The sequence below is a fragment of the Micromonospora sp. NPDC005305 genome, assembly GCF_040607315.1.
In the GTDB taxonomy this organism is placed as follows: Bacteria; Actinomycetota; Actinomycetes; order Mycobacteriales; family Micromonosporaceae; genus Micromonospora.
Genome location: NZ_JBEXGL010000005.1, coordinates 22,492 through 44,483 on the forward strand (window position 1 = coordinate 22,492; position 21,992 = coordinate 44,483).

Sequence of the window (21,992 nt, forward strand, 5' to 3'; positions counted from 1 at the left end):
GGCCCGGCTCTCCTTCGGGGGAGCCGGGCCCCGGCGTCGGTCAGCTCCCGGGCATGACCACGGCGTTGCCGGTCACCCGGATGCCGCCGGTCGCCGGCACGTCGACCACCAGCAGGCCCGGCCGGCCCAGGTCCACCCCCTGGTGCAGGTGCAGCGTGGTCGGCGGCCGGACCAGACCACGGGTACGCAGGTAGCCGCCCAGCGCGGCGGCCGCCGCCCCGGTGGCCGGGTCCTCGACGACGCCGCCGACCGGGAAGGGATTGCGGACGTCGAACCGCGTGCCGGCGGCGCGCCACACCAGCGCCACGGTGGTCCAGTCCCGCCGCAGCATCAGGTCGCGCAGCCGGTCGAAGTCGTAGTCGAGCGCGGCCAGCCGCTCGCGGGTCGCCGCCCCCAGGATCAGGTGGTGCGCCCCGGCGTACGCGACGCGGGGCGGCAGCGACGGGTCGAGGTCGGCCGCGGCCCAGCCCAGGGCGGCGAGCGCCTCGGCGAGGTCGTCCGGCGCCGCCGGAGCGTCGGAGGGGGCCACGCTGGTCAGCGTCGCGGTGGGCCGCCCGTCGGCGTCCCGGGCGGTGGCGACCGGAACCACGCCGGCCGGGGTGCGGAAGACCAGGTCGCCGGTGCCGGCGCGCTCGGCGACGGCCACGGCGGAGGCGATGGTCGCGTGGCCGCAGAACGGCACCTCGGCCTGTGGGCTGAAGTAGCGGACGTCGAACTCGCCGGGGCCGGCGGCGGTGAGGAACGCCGTCTCGGAGTATCCGACGTCGGCGGCGATGGCCTGCATCTCCGGGCCGGTGAGGGCGCCCGCGTCGAGGACCACGCCGGCGGGGTTGCCCGCCGCCGGGTCGGTGGTGAAGGCGGCGTACCGCAGGACCTGCGTCATGGCGCCACCGTACGCGTCAGCGCCCGGCGGGCCCCGCCCACCGGATCTCGCCCTCGTGCCGGACGTCGGTGGGTGCCAGGCCGGCGGCGGTGGCGACGGCGGCGGAGGCCCGGTGGTCTGGGTGGATGTGGGCGATGACCGTGCGCACCCCCTGCCTCCCGAGCCAGGCCACCAGCCCCCGGGCCGCCTCGCCGGCGATGCCCCGCCCCTGCCAGGGTGTGCCCACCACCCAGGCGATCTCGGCGACGCGCTCGGTGACGGTTGCCTGGACGGTGCCCACCAGGCACGCGTCGTCGCGGAGCCGGATCACCCAGTTGCACCAGGTGACGGCGGGGTCGGGCGAGCCGGCGACGAGGCGTTCGTAGCGGGCGCGCAGGGCCGGCGCGTCGGCCGGGGCGCCACCGATGAAGGTGTGCAACGCCGGGTCGCCCAGCACGACCGCCATCTCCTTGGCATGCGCGACGGCCAGCGGCACCAGCACCAGCCGATCGGTGTCGATGGAATCCACCACGACCGGCGTCATGCCCGCACCACCCCAGACCCACTCCACACCGACAACGGGCCCTCACGGTACCCGCGCCCCGAACCCGGCTGCCGCCCCCCGATCCGTCGATCGTGAAGTTGGCGCCCGTGGAGAACGCGGTCCAGGGGCGCCAACTTCATGATCAACACTCCGGGGTCGTCAGCGGCGCCACTTCTGGTTCGCGCCGCCGGTGCAGTCCCAGATCTGCAGGCGGGTGCCGTCGGCGGAGCTAGCGCCCGTGGCGTCCAGGCATTTGTTGGCCTGCGGGTTCACGATGTCGCCGCTGGCGCGCAAGGTCCACCGCTGGGCGCCGCTGCCGTTGCAGTCCCAGAGCTGCACCTTCGCGCCGTTGGCGGTCGACCCGCCGCTGACGTCGAGGCACTTGCCCAGGGCGCGGACGGAGCCGTCGGCGTTCCAGGTCCAGCGCTGGGCGGCGGTGCCGTTGCAGGTCCAGAGCTGGACGGCGGTGCCGTTGGCGGGGTTGGCGCCGGCCACGTCCACGCACTTGTTGCCGACGCCGACGATCTGGCCGCCGGTGCCGCCGCCTCCGCCGCCGCCGTTGTCCCAGGCCTGCACCCGGACGTAGTCGATCGTCATGGTCTGCGGGAAGGTGGTGCTGCCGTCCGGCGAGCCGGGCCAGTTGCCGCCGACCGCGACGTTCATGATCATGAAGAACGGGTGGTCGAAGACCCACCGGTTGCCGCCCGCGTCGGCCGGGGTCTTGCGGGAGTACTGCACGCCGTCCAGGTACCAGGTGATCGAGTCGGGCGCCCAGTCGACCGTGTAGGTGTGGAAGGCGTCGGCGAGCGCCTGGCCGCCGGGGAGCGACGTCTGCCCGGTCAGCGGGTTGCCGCCGTAGTAGCCCGGCCCGTGCAGGCTGCCGTGCACCGTGGACGGTTCGCGGCCGATGTTCTCCATGATGTCGATCTCGCCGCTGTTGGGCCACGGGTTGGTGCCGATGTCGTTGCCGAGCATCCAGAACGCCGGCCAGATCCCCTGCCCGCGCGGGATCTTGATGCGCGCCTCGAAGCGGCCGTAGGCCTGGGCGAACGTGCCGTTGGTCAGCAGCCGGGCCGAGGTGTACTGGCAGCTCCCGTACCAGCAGGAGAAGCCGGACGGGTTCTCCCGGCGGGCGGTGATGACCAGGTTGCCGTTGCCGTCGAGGGCGGCGTTGCGGGTGCTGTTGGTGTAGTACTGCAGCTCGTTGTTGCCCCAGCCGCTGCCGCCGATGTCGTACCGCCATCGGCTGGCGTCCGGCGGCGTCCCGGCGGCGCCGTTGAAGTCGTCGGACCAGGTCACCGCGCCGGGCGCGGCCACGGCGGGGGTGCCGGTGACGGTGGTGAGCGCGGCCGTGAGGCCTACGGCTGCGAGGGCCACGGCGGCGATGGTACGGATGCTGCGCACGGTGCCTCCCTTCAGTGAACAAACCATAGAGATAGACTTCGATGAAGCTATGAATGAACTTCGGACCTGTCAAGAGAGCGCTCCCTGAACCGGTGCGGCCGGTTCCGGAACCGGCCGGAAACATTGACGTGATGCGATGCGGTTCGGGAGGATCCGGAACCGGGGACTTGGGCGGACCGGGCCGACGGGGCACCGGGCGACCGGTCCCGTGTGGAGGCGCGAGATGAGACTGCCCAGACAGGCCGCGCTCGGCGCGGCCGGCGTCCTGGTGCTGGCCCTGCTGCCGGCCCCGCCCGCGGCGGCCGCCGACGCCGGCACGGTCACCGTCACCGCCGGCCGCCCGGTCTATGCGGCGGCGGAGGGAACGCGCGTGCCGGTGGACCTCGCGGTGTCCACCTCCGACGGACGCCCCCTGGCCGCGGCGGTCACCGTGCGCTGGGCCACCGGCGCGGGCACCGCCACCCCCGGCGCCGACTACACCGCCGACTCCGGCACGCTCACCTTCCCGGCGGGCAGCCCGTCCGGCGCCGTCCGCTCGGTCACGGTCGCCGTGCGCGCCGACGGCGCGGCGGAGACCGCCGAGACGGTGCCGCTGACCCTCGCCGCCGACGGGGCCACCGTCGCGGCCCCGCCCACCGTGGTGGTCGACGCGCACGGCCTGCCGTACCTCGACCGGCGGCTGCCGGTGCGGCGGCGGGTCGCCGACCTGCTGGGCCGGATGACGCTCGCCGAGAAGATCGGCCAGATGACCCAGGCCGAGCGGGCCGCCGTCGCCGACGACCCGGCCGCCGTCGCCCGCTGGCAGCTCGGGTCGGTGCTCTCCGGCGGCGGCTCGACCCCCGCCAGCAACACCCCGGCCGCCTGGGTCGAGATGGTCAACGGACTCCAGGCGCAGGCGCTGAGCACCCGCCTCCAGATCCCGCTGATCTACGGCATCGACGCCGTGCACGGCCACGGCAACGTCGTCGGCGCCACCGTCTTCCCGCACAACGTCGGGCTCGGCGCCACGCGCGACCCGAAGCTGGTCGAGCGGGTCGGCCACGCCACCGCCGCCGAGGTACGCGCCACCGGCATCCCGTGGAACTTCGCGCCCTGCCTCTGCGTGTCCCGCGACGAGCGCTGGGGCCGCAGCTACGAGAGCTTCGGCGAGGACCCGGCGCTGGTGGTGTCGATGGAGACCGTCATCGACGGCCTGCAGGGCCGGCCCGGCCGGCTCGACGACACCGACCGGGTGCTCGCCACGGCGAAGCACTACGCGGGCGACGGCGACACCGACTACGACGAGGCGGTCGCCGCCGCCAACGAGGGCAAGCCCTGGTGGGAGCAGAAGTACCCGATCGACCAGGGGGTGACCGTCACCGACCGGGCGCGCTTCGCCCGCGTCGACCTGTCCCCGTACCTGCCGGCCGTGCGGACCCACAAGGTGGGCAGCGTCATGCCCTCCTTCTCCAGCGTGGACTGGACCGAGGACGGGCTCGGCAACCCGACCAAGATGCACGCCCACCGCGAGCTGATCACCGACGTGCTCAAGGGCCGGCTGGGCTTCGACGGGTTCCTGGTCTCCGACTGGGAGGGCATCCACCAGATCCCCGACCCCGCCGAGCCGACGACCGCGGGGCTGACCGCGTACAAGGTCCGGGTCGGGGTCAACGCCGGAACGGACATGTTCATGGAGCCGTACAACGCCGAGCAGTTCGAGCAGCTGCTCCTCGCCGAGGTGACCGCCGGCCGGGTGCCCACGGCCCGGATCGACGACGCGGTCCGGCGGATCCTCACGAAGAAGTTCGAGCTGGGCCTCTTCGAGCACCCGTACGCGTCGGCGGCCGACGTGGACCAGGTCGGCAGCGCGGCACACCGGGCGGTGGGCCGGGAGGCCGTGGCCAAGTCCCAGGTGCTGCTGAAGAACAGCGGGCGGGCCCTGCCGCTGCGCCGGGACGCGAAGCTCTACGTGGCCGGGCGCAACGCCGACGACCTCGGTAACCAGGCCGGCGGGTGGACGGTCACCTGGCAGGGCGTCTCCGGCGCCGACGCCGTACCCGGCACGTCCATCCTGGACGGGATCCGTCAGGTCGCGCCGGGAGCCCGCGTCACCTACAGCGCCGACGCCTCGGCACCCACCGACGGCGCCCAGGTCGGTGTCGTGGTGGTCGGCGAGACCCCGTACGCGGAGGGCTACGGCGACGTCGGCGGCCCGGAGTGCGGCTGGTGCAGCGTGCCGCAGCAGGAGGAGAAGTGGCTCCGGCTCCAGCCCGCCGACCGCGCGGTCGTCGACAAGGTCTGCACGGCGCTGCCCACCTGCGTGGTGCTGGTGGTGTCCGGCCGGCCCCAGGTGCTCACCGACCAGCTCGGCGAGATCGACGCCCTGGTGGCGTCGTGGCTGCCGGGCAGTGAGGGCGCCGGGGTGGCCGACGTGCTGTTCGGCCGCCGCCCGTTCACCGGCCGGCTGCCGGTGAGCTGGCCGCGGGACGAGGCGCAGGTGCCGGTCAACGTCGGCGACACCAACTACCGGCCGCTGTTCCCGTTCGGCTGGGGCCTGCGGACCGTCCCGGGGCGGGACGGGCTGGCCGCCGTCGCCGCCGACCGGCCGCAGGTGCGGGCGGCCCTCGCGCCGGCCGGCTGGCACGCCGACGGCTCGCTGCGCGACGCTCCCCGCGTGCTCGACCGGCTCGGGCGGCAGCTCGGCGCCGACCACCGGGACGGCGCGCTGGTCGAGGCCATCCTCGGGGTGGCCCGGGACGCCGCGCAGGCGGCCGTGGTGCGGGGGAGCGCGCCGGACAACTGGGCGGCGCTGATCGCGGACGCCGACCACGCCCAGCTCACCGGCGACCCGGTCCGGGCGTTCACCCTGCTGGCCCGGGTCGCCGTCTGACCGGCCCGGTCGGCCTCCCCGGGTCACCCGGGGAGGCCGACCGGCCGGTCGTCACTCCGTTGTGGCGGGTGCGTGCACCGGGGCGCGGTCGGGGCGGGCCGGCTCCGCCGCCACCGGCCGGCGCAGCTCCCGCCACGGGCCGCCGAGCAGCGGGGTGAGCACCACCAGCAGGTAGCCGGCGCCGATGGCGACAAGTGTCGTGGTGGTGCCGATGCGGTCGGCGGCCAGCCCGGCGCCGAGCGCGCCCACCGGCATGGCGGCCCAGGCGCCCGCGCCGATCACCCCGTACACCCGGGCCCGCATGGTCGCCGGGATCCGCTCCAGCTCGACCGCGCCGATGAGCGGGTTGATCGCGCCGGCGGCGAGGCCGGACACCACGCAGACCGCGGCGACCACCGGCAGCGGCGGGGCGGCGGCGAGCGCCCAGAAGGGCGGAGCGCCGCAGACGGCGAAGGCCGTGACGAAGGTGGCGCGGCGGGGCAGCCGGTGCCCGACGGCGCTGAAGATCAGCGAACCGACCAGCGCGCCGCCGCCCATGGCGCCGACCAGCAGGCCGAACGCGGCCGCCCCGCCGAGGTCCCGGGTGGCGACGATCGGCATGAGCACGTTGCTCTTGGTGGCGTCGAAGAGGTTGGTGACCAGCACGAGCAGCACCATGGCGCGCAGCAGCGGCTCGCGGACCAGGAAGCGCAGCCCGGCGGCGAAGTCCCGCCAGTAGCCGGCCGAGGGGGTGTCGTGGTCGGTGGACGGCCGCAGGCTTGCCGGCACCAGCACCGCCACCACCAGTGCCGAGACGGCGAACGTGGCCGCGTCGACGGCCAGCACCGGCAACGCGCCGAGCGCGGTGACCAGCAGGCCGGCAACCGGCGCCCCGATCAGGCGGGCGCCGCGCTCGGTGGCACCGAACCAGCCGATCGCCCGCTCGATGGGCACCCCCGCGGCAGCCGCCGCCTCCGGCAGCAGCGCGGTGCGGGCGGTCTGGCCCGGGGTGTCGAGCAGGCCGCTGACGAACACCAGCCCGAGCAGGGCCGGGAAGGGCAGCCCCACCGTGGCGTGCAGCAGCGGCACGGCGGCGACGGTCACGCCGGAGACCAGGTCGGCCAGCATGCTGGCCCGGCGGTAGCCGATCCGGTCGACGAGGACGCCGCCGAAGGCCCCGCCGAGCACCACGGGGGCCGTGGCGAACGCGCCGGCCAGCCCGGTGGCGGCGGGGGAGCCCGTCTCGGCGAGGACGTAGAGCGGCAGCGCGATCAGCGTGAGCATGTTGCCCGTGAGCGAGACCGTGTGCGCGGTCAGCAGCCCGGCCAGGGGCGCCCACCGGCGGCTCACTGCGGCCCCCGGTAGGCCTGCCAGATCAGCGTGACGGTGCGCGCGTCCGGCCGGTCGGGGTTGCTGCGGGCCTGCCAGCGCTTGCCCAGCTCGGACAGCTCCCGCCGCAGCTCCACGAGCTCGTCGGGGGTGAGATGGAGGAAGCTGTCGCTGCTGGTGGTGCCCCGGACCCAGGCCGGGTCGAGGGACGCCTCGGCGTCGAGGTACGCCTCGAACCGGGCCACGTAGCGCTGGAGGAAGGCCCGGCGCAGCAGGTCGGAGGCGAGCCTCCGCTCCGGGTCGTCGAGCAGCTCCGCCGGCTCCCAGTTGGTGCGCGCGTGCGCGGCCCGCCACCACCGCTCCCGGCGGTTGCGGGCCAGCTCGGGCGCCTCCACGACGAAGCCGTGCTCGGCCAGCTTGCCCAGGTGGTAGCTGACCGAGCCGACCGCCTCGCCGGTGACGTCGCTGAGCATGCCCACGGTCTGCGGGCCGCGGATGCGCAGCTCGCCGAGGAGCCGGATCCGGGTCTCGTGGGCCAGTGCCCGCATGGCCTTTGGATCGGTGAGGTGCAGGGTGTTCGGCTCGTCCGCCATGCCGCCCACGCTAGACCTACAACGACCGATGTACAAGAAGCCTTGTGTTCGGACCCGGCCACACGGCCGGCGGTGGATCAGGCGGGGCGGCGGCCCTTGAGGCGGCGACCCAGCTCGCGCGCGATCTCCCGGTTGGCGTCCCGCTCGGCGAGCGCCTGGCGCTTGTCGTACGAGCGGCGGCCCCGGGCCAGGCCCAGCTCGACCTTGGCCCAGCCGTTGGAGAAGTACAACGACAGCGGCACGAGGGTCACCCCGCCGTCGCGCAGCTTCTCCAGGATCCGGGCGATCTCGACGCGGTTCAGCAGCAGCTTCCGGGTGCGCCGGGGCTGGTGGTTCGTCCAGGTGCCGAAGCCGTACTCGGCGATGTGCAGGCCGTACAGCATGATCTCGCCGTCGCGCTCCTGGGCGAACGCGTCGACCAGCGACACGCGACCCTCCCGCAGCGACTTCACCTCGGTGCCGGCCAGCACGATCCCGGCCTCGTACGTCTTCAGGATCGTGTAGTCGTGCCGCGCCTTCTTGTTGGAGGCGACGAGCTTGCGACCGGTCTCCCTGGCCACGCCCTCACCCCCCGGTCCGTCGACGCCGAGCAGGATACCCCGGGGCCGCGGTGCGAAATTCGGCCCGACCGCGGGTGTCGGGCCGGCGTCGCGCCTCCTAGCGTCGGGGCATGGACCGACTCGGCGAGATCGCCTTCCGCCTGCCCCGGACGCCCGCCGCGCAGACCTTCCTCGACCAGCTCCGCACCCTGCTCGCCGAGGTGCCGTACGCGGAGCCGCTCCGCCCGCCCGGCGCCGCCGAGGGGCCGGTGGAGCGCCTGGTCCTCACCCCGCCGCGCCCGGACGGCGCCCGGCCGCTGACCGTCATCGGGCTGGCCGACGTGCCCGCGCCGGTGGTCACGTTCGACCCCGGACCGTCGCTCGGCGTCGAGGGCGCCGGGCCGCTCGCCGGGCCGGCGCCCACGGTCGACGTGGCGGACCTGGCCCGCCGCCTCGCCGGGCACGTGCGGCGGGTCGACCACACCGGCGTGAACCTGCCCGTCGCCACGACGTCGTCCGAGGCGTGGCGCGGCCTCGTGCGGGCGCTCGCCGCGACCTCGACCATGTACCGCTACCCGACCGGCGAGGAGTGGCCGTTCGTCCTCCCGTCGACCCCGGCCGAGCTGCGCGCCGACATCCGGAACTTCGTCGTCGGCCGGGAACCCCGGTTCGAGCTGGTCCACGACGCGTGGCACGACCGCACCGAGTGGCAGTTCGCGCTCTGGACCGACCTGACGCGGGCGGAGCTTGCGGAGCTGTTCCCCGAGCCCGAGGGGCTCACGTTCCCCGGGCTGGACGACATCTTCCGCGTGGTGCCGGTCCACCACCCGTGGTGGCCGGAGCTGGGGATCCGGTTCGACCTGTGCTACCGGGTGGTGGGCGGCCCGTCGGACTGGGAGACCGGCGAGTGGCTGGTCACCGCCGGGGGCCGCATCGGCTGAGCCGGCTCGTCGGGCAGCGCCGCGCCGGCGCGGCGCAGGTGACCGTCGAGGTCGGCGAGCCAGCCCTCGACCTCCACGAGGGCCAGTACCTCGGGCCGGTCCTCGCCGTTGCGCACCATGCCGTGCACCTGCCGCGCGACGTCACCGGGCGGGTCCGCCGGCGTGGGCGGCCGGTCGACCCGGCCCCGCGTCACCTGGCGGCCGAGGTCGGCGTAGCCGTCGCGCAGACGGGTGGCCCACCCGACCAGCGCCGCCGCGGGGCCGGGCCACGGGGCCAGCACCCCGGGCCGGCGGTCGGCGAGCAGCGCCTGCCCGCCGTAGGCGGCGCGGTGCGCGGCCGTCAGCACGGCGTCCCAGTCCACGTGCGACAGCCGGGGGTCGTGGCGCTCGCCGTGGTACTGGACGAAGGACGCGCTGGCCAGCGCCTCCGCGCGGCGGGCCGCGGCGACCGCCGCGCGCGCGTCCGCGCCGCTCGCGAACGCCTCGACGGTCCGCTCGGCGACCCGCCCGCTCGCCGCCAGGTAGGCGCCCGCGTTACGGCGCAGCTCGCCGCCGCTGCCGCGCGGCCAGAGCAGCAGGCCGGCGAGGACGCCCACCACGGCGCCGATCGCCACGTCCACCACCCGGGCGCCGGCCAGTTGCCAGGACGACGGGCTGAGCTGGGCGAACACGACGATGAGCAGCAGCGTGAGCAGCGCCTGGGCCCAGCCCAGGCCGAGCAGCGGGCCGACGCCGAAGGCCAGCACGAGCGCCAGGGGCAGCAGGGCGGCGTACGCCTGCCGTTCCGGCGAGACGAGCAGCAGCAGGCCGCCGGCGGCGCCCCCGGCGAGGGTGCCGACCAGCGCCGGGCGCAGCGTAGTCCGGGTGTCCGACGCGGAGGCCCGCATGAGGCTGAGCGTCGCCAGGAGCACCCAGAACCCGTGTTGCAGGTTGACCACCCCGGCGATCACCCGCGCGGCGGCCAGGGCCACGGCGAGCCGGACCGCTCCCTCCAGGTACACCGACCGCGGGGTGAGGTGCGCCCGGAACCGCCGCCGGTACAGCGACCAGGTGCTGCGGTCGGCGTACCAGAACCGGTCGGCGCCGGCCTCGGGTGGCCGCGCGGCGTGGCGACCGCGCGGACCGGTGGCGATCCCGACCGCCGTCGCGTACGTCCCCACCTGGTCGGCGAGCGTCCGCACCGCCGCGTCCACGCGCAGCCGGGCCGGGCCGGCGGCCCGCCACGACGGCGGCAGCGGGGTGGCCGGCTCCGGCCCGTCGGCGGCCGGCGTGCCCGGTCGGCGGAGCGCGATGTCGGCGGAGCGGCGGAGGGAGGCCGCGCACCGCCGGAGCGCGCCGGCCAGATCGGCGTCCCCGCTGCCCGGGACATCCGGCCGGGACGCGAGGGACTCGGCGACCGCGAGCGCCTCCTGGGCGGCCGCCGCCGCGTCCCGCCAGGCCCGGTCGCGGCGACCGGCCGAGGTGGGGCGTGCCGTCACCGGCAGTCGCGGCATCCGCACCTGGTCGAGCAGCTGGACCGCCCGGGCGTGCCGGCGCGCCGCCTCCTCGGCCGCGCCCGGCCGCGCGACCAGCACCTCCGCGAGCGTGTCGAGGAGGTCCGCGAGGCCGCCCGCGGCCGTGGCGAGCCGCTGCGGGAAGGAGACCGGCGCCGGGTCGGGCCAGAGCGTCACCTCGGCGAGCGCCACCAGGACGACGCCCAGGGTGACGCCGGCCAGCCGGGCCGGGAGGGTGTCCGGCTGGTACGGCGGGAAGCAGGCCAGGATGTAGAAGAGCTGGAGGGCGTTGGCCAGCCCGACGAGGCGTGGACCGCCGACGCCCGCGAACGCCACGGCGAACCCGATGACGAGCATCCCGGCCGACGCGGCCGCGGTGCTGACCGCCAGGACCGTGCCGACCGCCACGAGCGCCCAGGCCACGGGTACGGCCGCCAGCAGGGTGCGCGCCCGCACGGCGGCCGGCCCCGGCAGCTGGGCGAAACTGCCGGTGGCGACCGTGCCGAACAGCGCGTACGTGGCGAGGGTGACGTTGCCCAGGCCGTAGCGGCAGCCGTAGAAGGTGAGGGAGGCGACGACGGTCAGCCGGGCCGCCCGGCGGACGAGGCGGTAGCCCGGGTCGCGCCGGCGCAGCCGGTCCCGCAGCTCCCCGCCGGGTCGTCGACGCATGCCCACACCGCTCCCCACCAGGTCTTCCCGGGGGCGGGTCGTCTGCTTCCGGGACTCTATCGGGTCGGGGGCGGTGGCGTTTCCCGGTTGGACCGACGTGGGCGTGTCCGCGATCGGGACGACGCCCGGTTCCCGTGCGCCTAGGCTGCCCGGTAGGCGAGGCGGGGGAGCGGCGGATGACGCGGGTGGCGGTGCTCGGGCTCGGTGGCATGGGTGCGCCGATGGCGGCGAATCTCGTCCGGGCCGGCTTGACGACGGTGGTGTGGAACCGGCATCCGGAGCCGGCCCGCGCGCTGGGCGACCGGGGCGCCGAGGTCGCCGCGGACCCGGCCGAGGCGGTCCGCCGGGCCGACGTGGCGGTGACCATGGTGACCGACGCCGACGCGGTACGCGCGATCGCCGTCGACCAGGGCATGCTGGCCGCGCTGCCCGAGGGGGCGGTCTGGGCGCAGATGAGCACCATCGGGGTGACCGCGACCGCGCGCCTGGCCGAGCTGGTCGGCGCCGAGCGCCCCGGCGTGACCCTGGTGGACGCGCCGGTGGCGGGCAGCCGCGGCCCGGCCGCACAGGGCCGGCTCGTCGTCCTCGCCTCCGGCCCGGAGCAGGTGCGGGACCGCGTGGCGCCCGTCTTCGACGCGGTCGGGCAGCGGACCGTCTGGGTGGGGCCGGTCGGCGCCGGGTCGCGGCTGAAGCTGGTCAACAACCTGCTGCTGGCCTTCGTGAACGAGGGGCTCGCCGCGGCGGTCGCCCTCGGCGACGCGCTGGGCCTGGACCGCGCCACCGTGCGGGGGGCCCTGCAGGGCAGCCCGCTGGTGTCGCCCTGGGCGGCCGAGAAGCTGGACCGGATCGCCGGGGACGACTACACGACGCAGTACTCCCTGGCTTTGGCTCTCAAGGACGTGGACCTCGCGTTGCGTGAGGTGCCGTCCGGCCGGTTCCCGGCCGCCGAGGCCCTGGCCGGCGAGTGGCGACACGCGGTCGAGCAGGGCCTCGGCGGCGACGATCTCACGGTCGTGACGCGGGCCCTCGCCCGAGAGGCGACGGGACAGCCTCCGCGCCGGACCGCGCCTTAACCGGAACCAGAGGTTGCCTTAACCACCCCGCGACCCGTCACGTCCTACGGTCGGACGGTCACGTCCAGTAGGGGTGAGGGGAGTATCGGTGATCAGACGTCATGTCGCACGATTCGCCGGCGCGTGCGCAGGTATGGTCGCAATGCTGGTGGCGGGGCAGGGAGCGGTCCTCGCCGCGCCGCGGAGTGGAGACCTCACCCCGACGGTGGTGAACGACGACTTCGCCGCCGCGCTACCGGTCGACGCGTTGCCGTATTCGAACGTCCAGGACCTCAGCACGGCGACCGCCCAGGACGGCGAGCCCACGTCCTGCTTCGGCGCCACCCGCACGGTGTGGTACGCGTACACACCCACCACCACCGGCATGGTCACGGCCGGCACCGGCCCCGACTACCCGGGCATCGCCGTCTACACGGGAAGCTCGTTGGACAGCCTCTCCGAGGTGTACTGCCGGCCGCTGTACGGCTACGCGCCGGTGACCTTCGAGGCCCGGGCCGGCACCACCTACCTGTTCCGCACCGGGGCGGACTTCGCCGAGCAGGTCACCTTCCGGCTGGACGTCGCGCCGGACCCGGAGGTGGACTTCTCCCCACCGGGCTACGAGCTCAGCATGTTCGACACGGTCTCCTTCTGGCCCTCGGTCCACGACCCGGCCGGTCTCGGGATCGCCTCCTACCGCTGGGAGTTCGGTGACGCGACCACGACGGACGCCCAGTTCCCGCGCCACCGGTTCACCGCCGACGGCGACTACACCGTCCGGTTGACGGCGCGGACGGTCGACGGGCGCAGCGCGTCGGCCGCGCACCCGGTGGTGGTCCGTACCCACGACGTCGCGATCGACCGGCTCGCCGTGCCGTCGACCGCGCGGGTCGGACAGACCGTCGGTGTCACCGTCGCGGTGCGCAACACCCGGTACGCCGAGGACGTCGAGGTCCGCCTCTACCGCAGCGGCCCGTACGGATACGAGGAGGTCGGTGCCCAGACACAACCGGTTCCGGTGGGACGGGGCAAGGGCACCACCTTCTCCTTCCGGTACGTGGTCACGGCAGAGGACGGGGCCGCCGGGAAGCTCACCTTCCGGGCGGTGGCCGCGGTGCTGCGTAACCGGGACGCCCTCCCGGCCGACAACGAGCTGCTCTCGCCCCCGGTCCGGGTTAGCTGAGCCGGCGACGCCGGCACGGGGGTGGGCGACGCCGGACGCGGCCGGTGGCGGTGCCGGAGACCTCGGACACCGCCACCGCCGCCGTCCGGGGCGGTCAGAGCGCGGGCTGCGCGGCCGGGGCCGGCCACGGGGGCCGGGCCGGTCGCCCCGCGGTGGCGGCGACCCAGCCCGTGGTGATCAGCAGGAGCGCCGCCGCGTAGGTGGTCATGACCAGCAGGTCCCGGCCGGGGAAGTCGCTGCCCGCCACGCCCACCCCGATCAGCAGGTCGGAGACGAGGAAGAGCGCCCCGCCGGCCGCCGCACGCCGGGACACCCCGGTCGCGGCGGCGGCCATCAGGGACAGCGCCAGGCTGTAGCCGAGCACCGGCAGCCGCAGCGGCCCCAGCGCGTCCCAGAGCAGGGCGTTCCCGCCGGCCCAGGCGAGCAGGTAGCCGGCCACCGCCGCCACCGGCGGCCGGCGGCGGCGCAGGAAGGCGGTGAGGAACGCGACCTGGGTGACCAGGAAGCACCCCATGCCGGCCAGGAACGCGGTCCGTCCCGGCACGAGCAGGGCCACGTCCCCGGCGGTGGCGGCCACCAGGCCCAGCGCCACCGGGTCGAGCCGGCGTCGCCGGTCCCACAGGTACGCCAGCAGCAGCGGCGCCAGCAGCGGCTTGGCCAGCCACTGCGCCGGCGTCGAGTCGAGCGCGACCCCGACCAGCTCGACCAGGGCGACGATCCCGAACAGGGCCAGCCAGGGGCGCCTCACCGGGCCGGCTGCCAGCCGGGCCGGCCGAAGACGTAGCCGAGCCGGGCCCGCCAGGAGGTGGCGTGCCGGACGTCCGACCAGATCGCGGCGAACTCGTGGGTGGCCACCCGTAGCGGGTTGTAGGTCTGGATGTTCTTGGTCAGCCCGTACCGGGCCGGGGCCCGCTCGGGCTCGAAGGAGCCGAACAGCCGGTCCCAGACGATGAGGATGCCGCCGTAGTTGCGGTCCAGGTACTCGGCGTTCGAACCGTGGTGCACCCGGTGGTGCGAGGGCGTGTTGAAGATGAACTCGATCGGCCGCGGCAGCACGCCCACCCGCTCGGTGTGCAGGAAGAACTGGTAGAGCAGGCTGATCGACTGCTGCAGGAAGATCATCCATGGCGGGATGCCGAGCAGCGCCAGGGGCAGCCAGAACGGCAGCGAGGTCATCGGCGTCCAGCTCTGCCGCAGCGCCGTGGAGAGGTTGTAGTAGACGCTGGAGTGGTGCACCACGTGGCTGGCCCACAGCACGCGGACCTCGTGGTGCAGCCGGTGGAACCAGTAGTAGGCGACGTCGTCGGCGAAGAAGACGATCACCCAGGTCCACCAGTCGCCGGGGGAGAGGTGCACGGGCGCGACCACCCACAGCGCGGCGTAGATGCCGACGGTGAGCAGCTTCCAGGGGAAGCCGATGATCTGGCTGCCCAGCCCCATGGAGAGGCTGGTGGTGGTGTCGCGCAGCTCGTAGCCGCGTTCGTCGTCGTCGGGGAGGAACCGGTAGGAGACCGCCTCGATGATGATGAGCAGCAGGAACGCCGGGACGGCGTAGAGCACGGCGGGGATCATGCTCGGGCTTCCCTTCGGGTGGCGGGGGTGGTGGGGGTGGTGACCGGGGCGGTCAGCAGGGCCCGGGCGTGCCGGGCGGCTGCCGTGCCCTGACCGGCCGCGATCGCCGCGGCGAGCCGGCGGTGGCCGGCGACGTCGAGCAGCTCGGCGGCCCGGGCGTCCGGGGGGACATCGCCCACGGCGAAGGTGCCGGCCACCAGGCTGTTGAACGCCAGCAGGTAGGCGGTGTTGCCGCTGCCCCGGACGATCAGCCACCAGATCGCGATGTTGGCCTCGTTCATCCGGTCCAGGTCGGGGGCGAGCGAGCCGTACTCCTCGGCGGCCCGGACCAGCGCGTCGGTGACCTCCGGGTCGCCGCGCTCGGCGCAGAGCCGGGCCGCGTCGATCCCGACGCACGCCCGCATCTCCAGCATGTCGCGGACCAGGTTCTCGACCGGGAGCACGTCACCCGAGCGGGCCAGCGACAGCGCCAGGTCCAGGCCGGCGTGCACCCGCCAGTCGAGTACCCGGGTGGCGCCGCCCTGGCTGACCCGGACCAGGCCGAGCTGCTGGAGCCGGCGCAGCGCCTCGCGGACGGCGTGCCGGTTCACGGCGAACGCGGCGGCCAGCTCCCGCTCGCCGGGCAGCGTCTCCTCCGGCCGGTAGCGGCCGCTGACGATCGCGTCGCGGAGCTGACCGAAGACGTGGTCGGAGACCGAGGCGCGGGGGACGGGAGCGAAGGCCATGGGCAGCAGTGTGGCCCTGGACACATCAACCCGTCAACTGGTTGGACCAGATCGAATCCGCCACCCTCCGGTGGCCGCCCGCGCACGCCTCGTATCCTTTCCGCCGGAAGCCCCGCGAAGTGGAAGGGAGTCGGTGTGAGCGATCGGGTCGAGACGTTGGAGTTCCAGGCCGAGGCCCGTCAGCTGCTCCAGCTGATGGTGCACTCGATCTACTCCAACAAGGACGTCTTCCTGCGCGAACTGATCTCGAACGCCTCCGACGCGCTGGACAAGGTGCGCCTGGAGTCGCTGGTCGACAAGGACCTCCAGGTCGACACCACCGACCTGCACATCGAGATCGAGGTCGACCGGGAGGCCCGCACGCTGACCGTGCGGGACAACGGGATCGGCATGTCCCGCGACGAGGTGGTCGGGCTCATCGGCACCATCGCCAAGTCCGGCACCGCCGAGCTGCTGCGCACGCTGCGCGAGTCGAAGGACGCCGCGGCCTCTCAGGAGCTGATCGGGCAGTTCGGCGTCGGCTTCTACGCCACCTTCATGGTCGCCGACCGGGTGACCCTGCTGACCCGCCGCGCCGGGCAGGCCGGCGGCACCCGCTGGGAGTCCACGGGCGAGGGCACCTACTCGGTCGAGACCGTCGAGGACGCCCCGCAGGGCACCTCGGTGACCCTGCACCTCAAGCCGGTCGACGCCGAGGACAACCTGCACGACTACACGGCCGAGTGGACCATCCGCGAGATCGTCAAGCGCTATTCGGACTTCATCGCCTGGCCGATCCGGATGACCGTGGAGAAGCCCGGTGAGGACGGCGCCACCACCGGCGAGGAGCAGACGCTCAACTCGATGAAGGCGCTCTGGGCGCGCGCGAAGGACGAGGTCGACGAGGCCGAGTACAAGGAGTTCTACCGGCACGTCGCGCACGACTGGGCGGACCCGCTGGAAACCATCCACATGCGCGGTGAGGGCACCTTCGAGTACGAGGCGCTGCTCTTCCTGCCGTCGCACGCCCCGCTCGACCTGTTCTCGCCGCAGGGCCGCCGGGGCGTGCAGCTCTACGTCAAGCGCGTGTTCATCATGGACGACTGCGACGCGCTGATGCCCAACTACCTGCGCTTCGTCAAGGGCGTGGTGGACGCGCACGACCTGTCGCTGAACATCTCCCGGGAGATCCTCCAGCAGGACCGGCAGATCCGCGCCGTGCGCCGCCGCCTGGTCAAGAAGGTCCTCGCCACGCTCAAGGACCTCTCCGCCGAGGCGTACCGCACCTTCTGGGGCGAGTTCGGCGCGGTGGTCAAGGAGGGCCTGCTGGAGGACCCGGACAACACCGACGCCCTGCTGGACCTGGTCCGCGCCGCCAGCACCCACGACCCGGCCGAGCTGACCACGCTGCGCGACTACGTCGAGCGGATGAAGGACGGCCAGACCGAGATCTACTACGCCACCGGCGAGAACCGGGCCACCATCGAGAACTCCCCACACCTGGAGGCGTTCCGCGCCAGGGGCTACGAGGTGCTGATCCTCACCGACCCGGTCGACGAGGTGTGGGTCGAGCGGGTCGGCGCGTACGACGGGAAGACGCTGCGCTCGGTCGCCAAGGGCCAGGTCGACCTGGAGACCGACGAGGAGAGGGAGAAGGCCGAGGCCGAACGGCAGGAGTACGCCGACCTGCTCACCTGGATGAGCGGCGCGCTCGCCGACAGCGTGAAGGAGGTCCGGCTCTCCACCCGGCTCACCACCTCCCCGGCCTGCGTGGTCGGCGACGCGCACGACATGACGCCCACGCTGGAGAAGATGTACCGGGCCATGGGCCAGGAGGTGCCCCGGGTCAAGCGCATCCTGGAGCTCAACCCGACCCACGCCCTCGTCACCGGGCTGCGCAAGGCGCACGAGCAGGGCGGCGACGGCACGGCGCTGACCGAGACCGCCGAGCTGCTGTACGGCATGGCGCTGCTCGCCGAGGGCGGGGAACTGGCCGACCCGGCCCGGTTCACCCGCATCCTCGCCGACCGCCTCGCCCGGAACCTCTAGGCCGCTGTGTGTAAGGAAGGGCCCCTTGTTAACGCCAGGCGTTAACAAGGGGCCCTTCCTTCAGGGCAGGGCGGGGTAGAGGGCGGCGACGCCGCCGGAGAGGCCGGCGAGGACCTGGCGGGAGGTCTCGTCGGCGATGATCTCGTACCGGTCGGCCTCGATCCCGTCGACGGCCAGCCGGGCGATCTGGGCCGGGTCGGACTTCGGCGCGGTCACCCGCGCGGTCATGTCGGTGTCCATGTAGCCGACGTGCAGGCCGGCCACGCGCACGCCCCGGTCGGCGAGCTGCGCGCGCAGCGCGTTGGTCATCGACCACTCGGCGGCCTTGGCCGCGCCGTAGGCGCCCACGCCCGGGAACGTGATCCAGGACAGGGCGGAGAGGATGTTCAGGACGGTCCCGCCGCCGTTGGCCGCGATTCTCGGCGCGAAGGCCCGCACCACGGACAGCGTGCCGAGGTAGTGGGTCTCCAGCTCCAGGCGGATCTCCGCCAGGTCGCCGTCGAGCAGGTCGGCCCCGGTGCTCACCCCGGCGTTGTTGACCAGCAGGGTGACGTCGCCGGCCAGCTCGGCGGCGGCGGCCACCGAGGCCGGGTCGGTGATGTCGAGCCGCACCGGGGTGGCGCCCGGCAGGTCGACGGTCTCCGGGTTGCGGGCGCCGGCGTAGACGGTGGCGCCGCGGGCCAGCAGCTCGGCGGCCAGGTGCCGGCCGAAGCCCCGGTTGGCCCCGGTGACCAGGGCGGTGCTTCCAGCGATCTTCATGGGTGCTCCTGAGAGTGGCGAGGGGTGGGTGGTCAGGACGGCAGCAGGCCGGGACCGGGCAGCAGGTCCACCTCGTCGGCCGGCACGTCGTGGCCGGCCGCGCAGCGCAGCGCCACGTGCACCGCCGCGCCGCAGTCGTGGTGGGCCAGCCGGACCGAGGGCTCGTCGACGGCGTACGTGTCGCCCCACTCGCGCAGGGCGGCGAGCACGGGCAACAGGTCGCGCCCCTTGTCGGTGAGCACGTACTCGTCGCGGGTGCGCTGGCCGGGCTCCCGGTAGGGCCGCCGGTCGAGCAGCCCGTCGGCGACGAGCTGCTTCAGCCGGGCGGCGGCCACCGGCTCGCTGACACCGACCCGGCGGGCGAACTCGTCGAAGCGCCGGGTGCCGAACGACGCCTCGCGCAGCAGGAGCAGCGTGGTGCGGTTGCCGACCACGTCGAGCGCGCCGGCGATCGAGCAGTTGGCGGTGGACCAGGAGTCGCGCCGCGCGAGGAAGTCCGTCATGGGGCCGACGCTACCCGGCTGACTTAGGGAAACCAAAGCCAGCTATCTCACGCCGGACCCGGGAATAAGCCGCCCTCAGAGCTGGCCGGCGTAGAAGCCGTGCCGGGCGAGGGGCTCGACGATCTCCCGCTCCTCGTACGACAGGTGCGACAGCAGGGTGTCGGTGAGCAGGTCCACGGCCGCCTGGAGCTCGGTGAAGTCGCCCGGCTCGCGGATCAGGTCCACGAGCGCCCGGTCCACGCTCTCCACCACCCCGTGGATGACCTCGTGCTCCTCCTCGAGGCGGTCCAGCACCGCCGCCAGCCCCGCGTCGGCCCGGCGCAGGTGCGGAAAGATCGAGTTGTCCTCCAGGCCGTGGTGCTGGGTCACCACGGTGCAGTACGCCGCGCAGTAGGCGCCCAGCGTCCAGTTGTTCTGCCGCATGGTCATCTCGTTGAGCACGGCCCGGGCGGCGCCCGGGGCGACCGCGCCGCGCTTGACCTGTTCCAGCAGGTCACGCACCTGGGCAAGCTCCTGACGCAGGTGGTCGTGCACGTCCACCAGGTGCTGCCCGGCGGCCTGCCCGTGCGGCGAGTAGACGTGCCCGGCCGGTGCGGGCGGCGCGGCCGGCCGGGTGGACTCGTCCCACGGCCGGCGTGCGCTCAGGCGTACCCCCGGGTCGGGGGTGGGGGTGACCGCGAGCGCGGTCGACCCGCCGGCCGCGACGGCGGCCTGCTGCTCCTCGACGGCGTGGGCGCGGCTGCCCGGTGTGGTGCGTTCGGCGGCGACCAGCTCGCGGACCGCGGGCGCCACCTCCTGGGCGAAGAGCTGGACGGCGCGCGGCTCGTCGCTGCCGAGGATGAACGTGGCGACGCCGTGGTCCAGGGCGAGCCCGGCCAGCTCCTCCACCCACTGCTCCGGCGGGCCGTCCAGGAAGCCGCCGGAGGACCGGGCGAAGGTGCCGGTGACGTTGAGCAGCCGGCGCACCGCGCCCGGCTCCCGCCCGGCCTCCGTGGCGGCCTCGTCGATCAGCGCGTTCAGCGCCGGCAGGTCGGCCGGCCCCTTGGGCAGGTACGCGAGGGACGGCAGCCAGCCGTCCGCCAGGCGGCCGACCAGCCGCAGCATCCGCGGCTTGTACGCGCCGACCCAGACCCGTACCGGGTGGGCCGGGGCCGGCCCGCGTTTCGCCCCGACCACCCGGTAGTGCTCGCCGTCGACCCGGACCATGCCGCGCCGGTCGGTGTCCCAGACCTCGCGGATCACCCGGATGGCCTCGTCGAGGGCGTCCACGGCCGCGCCCGGGGAGAGCCGGCGGCCGCCGACCGCCTCGATGGCCTCCCAGAAGGCGCCGGCGCCTAGCCCCAGCTCGACCCGGCCGCCGGTGAGCAGGTCCAGGCTGGCCACGCTGCGGGCCAGCACCACCGGTTGGCGCAGCGGCAGGTTGAGCACGTTGCCCGCGAGGGTGATGCGACTGGTGGCCGCGGCCACGAAGGACATCAGCGTCCAGGTGTCCAGGAAGCCGGGCTGGTAGGGGTGGTCCTGGAAGGTCACCAGGTCCAGGCCGACCTGCTCGCAGAGCTTGGCTCGCGCCACCACCTGCTCGGGGTGCCCGGCGCTCGGGGTGAGGAAGCCGCCGAAGGCCAGCTCGTGTCCGTGGTCGCTCATGCCTCGCCGCCTCGTGCCGATCTTGCGCGAACCTGCCCACGGTAGCCTCCCGCGTTGCCCGGCGGGCCGGGAACCCGCCGCCCGGGGGCCCGCGACGCGCGCCGTGGCCACTCGCCACGGTGGACCCGGCTCCGGTCGGTCGTCCTCTTCGGCCGGTGCCCCGCGAACACCGCTGTGACCTGGGAAAATGCGCCCATGGCGGTCGCTGCGGCAGATTCGGCGGCGGCGTGGGCCGGAAGACGAGGTCGTCCCTCAGCCGGGTGAAGAACTTCACAGAAGTGGGCGTTCGTCACAAACCATTCCTAACGTCGACTCCGTTCGCGATCGCGGACACCACGGGCCGGTAACGCCTAATCCCGCCGCCGGCACGGTGGTACCTGGACCTCGGGCGGGAGCGGGGGACCCACATGTTCCTCGGTGCACGGACACCTCGGGGTGAAGCCGCCTCCGGCGGCCGGGCTCCTCGGCCCGAACCCGACAGCTCACCTCGTCGGCGTGGAGGACACCCACATGGCAACTGAACACGTCGCCCGTCATCGACGGGTCGCGCGGCGCCGCACCGCCGTCGGAGCGCTCGTCGTCGGCGCCGCCACCGGCGCCGCCGCCCTCTTCGGCCCGGCCGCCCCGGCCAGCGCCGCAGGCGTCAACTGGGACGCCGTCGCCCAGTGCGAGTCCGGCGGCAACTGGCACATCAACACCGGCAACGGCTACTACGGGGGACTCCAGTTCTCCCGGAGCACCTGGAAAGGCTACGGCGGTCAGAAGTACGCCAGCCGGGCCGATCTGGCCAGCCGCGGCGAGCAGATCGCCGTCGCCGAGAAGGTCCTCGACGGACAGGGCATCGGCGCCTGGCCGGTCTGCGGCAAGAAGGGTGGCTCGACCAAGAGGTACTCGGCCACCGACTCGGGCTCGAGGAAGGCCACGAAGAAGCCCGCGAAGAAGGCCACGAAGAAGGCCACGAAGAAGGCCACCTCGGAGCGGTGGTCGCGGAACGACCGGCCCGCCGTCCGCACCGAGAGGCGCACCGGGCCGAGCGCCGGCGGCGCCGGCAGCTACGTGGTCCGGCCCGGGGACACCCTCTCCGGGATCGCCGCCGCCAAGGGCGTCGCCGGCGGGTGGCACGCCCTCTACGAGCGCAACCGGGGTGTGGTCGGCGACAACCCGGGCCTGATCTTCCCGGGCCAGAGGCTGCGCCTGCGCTGAGCCCCACCGGACCCGCCCACGACGGGCCGGTCCACGGCACCACGAACGCCCGGCCGGTACTCCCGGCCGGGCGTTCCACGTCGGGGCCGGTTGCTATCGTC

General features: G+C 74.4%; 19 protein-coding genes and 1 riboswitch. Of the genes, 6 read left to right on the forward strand and 13 right to left on the reverse strand.

Translation table 11 applies throughout. The annotated features are described in order from the left end of the window. Nucleotides 1-40: 40 nt before the first annotated feature. From ABZS80_RS10360 to ABZS80_RS10370, 3 genes are all read right to left on the reverse strand, one after another. Entirely contained in the window at nucleotides 41-883 is an 843-nt protein-coding gene (locus tag ABZS80_RS10360) for a PhzF family phenazine biosynthesis isomerase (RefSeq protein WP_355055444.1), read from the reverse strand. 16 nt (nucleotides 884-899) lie between these two features. Beyond that, complete coding sequence (locus tag ABZS80_RS10365; RefSeq protein WP_355055445.1) at nucleotides 900-1,406, reverse strand: GNAT family N-acetyltransferase; 507 nt, start codon at nucleotides 1,404-1,406, stop codon at nucleotides 900-902. Between the two features lie 159 nt (nucleotides 1,407-1,565). Next, entirely contained in the window at nucleotides 1,566-2,810 is a 1,245-nt protein-coding gene (locus tag ABZS80_RS10370) for a family 16 glycosylhydrolase (protein WP_355055446.1), read from the reverse strand. A 223-nt stretch (nucleotides 2,811-3,033) separates the two neighbouring features. Between ABZS80_RS10370 and ABZS80_RS10375 the strand changes: the two genes are divergently transcribed. Next, nucleotides 3,034-5,679, forward strand: a complete 2,646-nt coding sequence (locus tag ABZS80_RS10375; RefSeq protein ID WP_355055447.1) for a glycoside hydrolase family 3 N-terminal domain-containing protein — start codon at nucleotides 3,034-3,036, stop codon at nucleotides 5,677-5,679. Between the two features lie 51 nt (nucleotides 5,680-5,730). Here the strand turns inward: ABZS80_RS10375 and ABZS80_RS10380 are convergent, their stop codons facing one another. The 3 genes from ABZS80_RS10380 to smpB all read right to left on the reverse strand — a co-directional run bounded on the left by ABZS80_RS10380 (nucleotide 5,731) and on the right by smpB (nucleotide 8,140). Next, a complete protein-coding gene (locus tag ABZS80_RS10380; RefSeq protein ID WP_355055448.1) occupies nucleotides 5,731-7,008 on the reverse strand; it encodes an MFS transporter in 1,278 nt (425 codons plus the stop codon). Continuing rightward, on the reverse strand, nucleotides 7,005-7,580 hold the full coding sequence (locus ABZS80_RS10385; RefSeq protein WP_355055449.1) for a helix-turn-helix domain-containing protein: 576 nt from the start codon (nucleotides 7,578-7,580) through the stop codon (nucleotides 7,005-7,007). The genes ABZS80_RS10380 and ABZS80_RS10385 overlap by 4 nt, the downstream gene beginning before the upstream one ends. 77 nt (nucleotides 7,581-7,657) lie before the next feature. Continuing rightward, nucleotides 7,658-8,140, reverse strand: coding sequence for an SsrA-binding protein SmpB (gene smpB, locus ABZS80_RS10390; RefSeq protein ID WP_355055450.1), 483 nt, complete (start codon nucleotides 8,138-8,140; stop codon nucleotides 7,658-7,660). Between the two features lie 110 nt (nucleotides 8,141-8,250). On the opposite strand from smpB, the gene ABZS80_RS10395 reads away from it, so the two are divergent. After that, entirely contained in the window at nucleotides 8,251-9,060 is an 810-nt protein-coding gene (locus tag ABZS80_RS10395; protein WP_355055451.1) for a hypothetical protein, read from the forward strand. On the opposite strand, the gene ABZS80_RS10400 is transcribed toward ABZS80_RS10395, so the two are convergent. After that, complete coding sequence (locus ABZS80_RS10400; protein WP_355055452.1) at nucleotides 8,985-11,222, reverse strand: FUSC family protein; 2,238 nt, start codon at nucleotides 11,220-11,222, stop codon at nucleotides 8,985-8,987. The two genes, ABZS80_RS10395 and ABZS80_RS10400, sit on opposite strands and share 76 nt — an antisense overlap. 176 nt (nucleotides 11,223-11,398) lie before the next feature. Between ABZS80_RS10400 and ABZS80_RS10405 the strand changes: the two genes are divergently transcribed. Together ABZS80_RS10405 and ABZS80_RS10410 are read left to right on the forward strand one after the other, a co-directional pair. Continuing rightward, on the forward strand, nucleotides 11,399-12,295 hold the full coding sequence (locus tag ABZS80_RS10405) for an NAD(P)-dependent oxidoreductase (protein WP_355055453.1): 897 nt from the start codon (nucleotides 11,399-11,401) through the stop codon (nucleotides 12,293-12,295). 148 nt (nucleotides 12,296-12,443) lie between these two features. Beyond that, the gene (locus ABZS80_RS10410) at nucleotides 12,444-13,457 is read left to right on the forward strand and encodes a PKD domain-containing protein (protein WP_355055454.1); all 1,014 of its coding nucleotides are present in this window, start codon (nucleotides 12,444-12,446) and stop codon (nucleotides 13,455-13,457) included. Between the two features lie 94 nt (nucleotides 13,458-13,551). On the opposite strand, the gene ABZS80_RS10415 is transcribed toward ABZS80_RS10410, so the two are convergent. Genes ABZS80_RS10415 through ABZS80_RS10425 form a run of 3 tightly spaced genes read right to left on the reverse strand, consistent with a single transcriptional unit; the run spans nucleotide 13,552 to nucleotide 15,754 of the window. Next, complete coding sequence (locus ABZS80_RS10415) at nucleotides 13,552-14,205, reverse strand: lysoplasmalogenase (RefSeq protein WP_355055455.1); 654 nt, start codon at nucleotides 14,203-14,205, stop codon at nucleotides 13,552-13,554. Beyond that, complete coding sequence (locus tag ABZS80_RS10420; protein ID WP_355055456.1) at nucleotides 14,202-15,029, reverse strand: sterol desaturase family protein; 828 nt, start codon at nucleotides 15,027-15,029, stop codon at nucleotides 14,202-14,204. The genes ABZS80_RS10415 and ABZS80_RS10420 overlap by 4 nt, the downstream gene beginning before the upstream one ends. Next, on the reverse strand, nucleotides 15,026-15,754 hold the full coding sequence (locus ABZS80_RS10425; protein ID WP_355055457.1) for a GntR family transcriptional regulator: 729 nt from the start codon (nucleotides 15,752-15,754) through the stop codon (nucleotides 15,026-15,028). Before ABZS80_RS10425 ends, ABZS80_RS10420 begins: the two co-directional genes overlap by 4 nt. 135 nt (nucleotides 15,755-15,889) lie before the next feature. Here ABZS80_RS10425 and htpG point away from each other — a divergent pair, with 135 nt between their 5' ends. Next, nucleotides 15,890-17,782, forward strand: coding sequence for a molecular chaperone HtpG (htpG, locus tag ABZS80_RS10430; RefSeq protein ID WP_355055458.1), 1,893 nt, complete (start codon nucleotides 15,890-15,892; stop codon nucleotides 17,780-17,782). Nucleotides 17,783-17,842: 60 nt separating this feature from the next. Here the strand turns inward: htpG and ABZS80_RS10435 are convergent, their stop codons facing one another. The 3 genes from ABZS80_RS10435 to ABZS80_RS10445 all read right to left on the reverse strand — a co-directional run bounded on the left by ABZS80_RS10435 (nucleotide 17,843) and on the right by ABZS80_RS10445 (nucleotide 20,688). After that, nucleotides 17,843-18,541, reverse strand: coding sequence for an SDR family oxidoreductase (locus ABZS80_RS10435; RefSeq protein ID WP_355055459.1), 699 nt, complete (start codon nucleotides 18,539-18,541; stop codon nucleotides 17,843-17,845). Between the two features lie 32 nt (nucleotides 18,542-18,573). Further along, nucleotides 18,574-19,044, reverse strand: a complete 471-nt coding sequence (locus ABZS80_RS10440) for a helix-turn-helix domain-containing protein (protein ID WP_355055460.1) — start codon at nucleotides 19,042-19,044, stop codon at nucleotides 18,574-18,576. Nucleotides 19,045-19,119: 75 nt separating this feature from the next. Next, on the reverse strand, nucleotides 19,120-20,688 hold the full coding sequence (locus ABZS80_RS10445) for an LLM class flavin-dependent oxidoreductase (protein WP_355055461.1): 1,569 nt from the start codon (nucleotides 20,686-20,688) through the stop codon (nucleotides 19,120-19,122). 337 nt (nucleotides 20,689-21,025) lie between these two features. Beyond that, nucleotides 21,026-21,199: riboswitch (cyclic di-AMP (ydaO/yuaA leader) on the forward strand. Here ABZS80_RS10445 and ABZS80_RS10450 point away from each other — a divergent pair. Next, a complete protein-coding gene (locus tag ABZS80_RS10450; RefSeq protein WP_355055462.1) occupies nucleotides 21,199-21,891 on the forward strand; it encodes a transglycosylase family protein in 693 nt (230 codons plus the stop codon). Its footprint overlaps the riboswitch before it by 1 nt. Nucleotides 21,892-21,992 lie beyond the last annotated feature (101 nt).

Coding starts and splice junctions, on each gene's coding strand:
- ABZS80_RS10360 (WP_355055444.1), bottom strand. CDS start 883: ATGACGCAGGTCCTGCGGTACGCCGCCTTCACCACCGACCCGGCGGCG.
- ABZS80_RS10365 (WP_355055445.1), bottom strand. CDS start 1,406: ATGACGCCGGTCGTGGTGGATTCCATCGACACCGATCGGCTGGTGCTG.
- ABZS80_RS10375 (WP_355055447.1), top strand. CDS start 3,034: ATGAGACTGCCCAGACAGGCCGCGCTCGGCGCGGCCGGCGTCCTGGTG.
- ABZS80_RS10385 (WP_355055449.1), bottom strand. CDS start 7,580: ATGGCGGACGAGCCGAACACCCTGCACCTCACCGATCCAAAGGCCATG.
- ABZS80_RS10395 (WP_355055451.1), top strand. CDS start 8,251: ATGGACCGACTCGGCGAGATCGCCTTCCGCCTGCCCCGGACGCCCGCC.
- ABZS80_RS10400 (WP_355055452.1), bottom strand. CDS start 11,222: ATGCGTCGACGACCCGGCGGGGAGCTGCGGGACCGGCTGCGCCGGCGC.
- ABZS80_RS10405 (WP_355055453.1), top strand. CDS start 11,399: ATGACGCGGGTGGCGGTGCTCGGGCTCGGTGGCATGGGTGCGCCGATG.
- ABZS80_RS10420 (WP_355055456.1), bottom strand. CDS start 15,029: ATGATCCCCGCCGTGCTCTACGCCGTCCCGGCGTTCCTGCTGCTCATC.
- ABZS80_RS10425 (WP_355055457.1), bottom strand. CDS start 15,754: ATGGCCTTCGCTCCCGTCCCCCGCGCCTCGGTCTCCGACCACGTCTTC.
- ABZS80_RS10435 (WP_355055459.1), bottom strand. CDS start 18,541: ATGAAGATCGCTGGAAGCACCGCCCTGGTCACCGGGGCCAACCGGGGC.
- ABZS80_RS10440 (WP_355055460.1), bottom strand. CDS start 19,044: ATGACGGACTTCCTCGCGCGGCGCGACTCCTGGTCCACCGCCAACTGC.
- ABZS80_RS10445 (WP_355055461.1), bottom strand. CDS start 20,688: ATGAGCGACCACGGACACGAGCTGGCCTTCGGCGGCTTCCTCACCCCG.
- ABZS80_RS10450 (WP_355055462.1), top strand. CDS start 21,199: ATGGCAACTGAACACGTCGCCCGTCATCGACGGGTCGCGCGGCGCCGC.